Below are 1595 nucleotides of genomic sequence, written 5' to 3' on the forward strand. Positions count from 1 at the left end.
GGCCGCACAGCAACCGCGCTGGCCCGACCCCCGACGGGCCGCGGACGTGGCGGACTTGCTGCATCGCGCCGCACCGGTCGTCACGGCGACGCGGACGGCGCGGCTGCGCGAGGAACTCGCCGCCGTCGCCCGCGGCGAGGCCTTCCTCCTCCAGGGCGGCGACTGCGCCGAGTCCTTCACCGAGAACACCGACGCCCACAAGACCGCCAACCTGCGCACCCTCGTGGACATGGCCGGCGTGCTCGCCCGCCGCACCGGGCTGCCCGTCGTCAAGATCGCCCGGATGGCCGGGCAGTACGCCAAGCCCCGCTCCCGCGACGTGGACGCCCACGGCCTGCCGTCCTACCGCGGCGACCTCGTCAACTCCGCCGAACCCACCCTGGCCGCCCGCACACCCGACCCCGCCCGGATGCTGCGGGCCCACGCCGACGCGGCGGACGCGACGGCGCTGATCCGCCGGCTCGGCGACGGCGCGCTGCCCGAGGCGCGCGAGGTGTTCGTCAGCCATGAGGCGCTGATACTCGACTACGAGCGCTCCTCGCTGACGGTCGACGACAGCGGGCCCGAGCCGCGCCTGGCCAGCGGCCTCGGACACTTCCTGTGGATCGGCGAACGCACCCGCCAACTCGACGGTGCGCACGTGGCGTTCGCGGCGCTCCTGGCCAACCCCGTCGGCCTCAAGATAGGCCCCGGGACCACCCCGGAAGAGGCCCTCGCCTACGTACGCAGGCTCGACCCGCACGTCGAACCCGGGCGACTCACCCTGATCAGCCGCATGGGGCACACCCGGATCCGGGACGTGCTGCCGCCGATCGTCGAGAAGGTCGCCGCGTCCGGCCACGAAGTGGTCTGGCAGTGCGACCCCATGCACGCGAACACGTACACGGCGGCAGGCGGGTTCAAGACCCGCAAGGTCGACGAGATCGCCGACGAGATCGCCGGCTTCTTCGAAGTGCACCGCCGCATCGGCACCCACCCCGGCGGCATCCACCTGGAACTGACCGGCGATCCCGTCACGGAATGCGTCGGCGGCGCGGCAGGAACGGCGGAGGCCGACCTGCCCGCCCGCTACCGCACGGCCTGCGACCCCCGCCTCAACGGGGACCAGGCACGCGAACTCGCCCGCACCGTGGCCGCGTTGGCCACGGACGGCGTCGAACCCCGAAAGGCGGCGGTGCTGCGATGACCACACCTCCTCCCGTCCCGCCCATCCAGGGCACCACCCGCCTGTACGCGGTCCTGGGCGACCCCGTCACCCAGGTCCAGGCGCCCGCGCTGATGAACCCCGTCCTCGCCGAGCTGGGCGTCGACGCGGTGGTCGTCCCGGTGCACGCCCGCCCGCAGGACCTGGAGCACGTCGTGCGCGGCCTGCAACGCGTGCAGAACCTGGACGGCATGTTCGTCACCGTGCCGCACAAGGCCGCCGCGGCCCGTCTCGCCGACCGGCGCGGCACCGGCGTGGACGTCGTCGGCACCGCGAACGTGCTGCGCCGCGAGGCCGACGGCAGCTGGCTCGCCGAGAACTTCGACGGCTCCGGCTTCGTGGCGGGCCTGACCGCCGCCGGACACGAGCCGAAGGGCGCCCGCGCGGCGCT

At 74.2% G+C, this 1595-nt stretch carries 1 protein-coding gene and 1 pseudogene; both read left to right on the top strand.

Annotated features, from left to right (window positions below; all coding sequences use genetic code 11):
* A partial coding sequence (locus tag G3I40_RS25080; protein WP_164304387.1) for a 3-deoxy-7-phosphoheptulonate synthase occupies nt 1–1186 on the top strand: 1186 nt, incomplete at its 5' end.
* A pseudogene (locus tag G3I40_RS25085) lies at nt 1183–1595 on the top strand (shikimate dehydrogenase); the annotation flags it as partial. The gene G3I40_RS25080 and the pseudogene G3I40_RS25085, both read left to right, overlap by 4 nt.

It is taken from the genome of Streptomyces sp. SID14478 (genome assembly GCF_010548525.1).
Classification (GTDB): Bacteria; Actinomycetota; Actinomycetes; order Streptomycetales; family Streptomycetaceae; genus Streptomyces.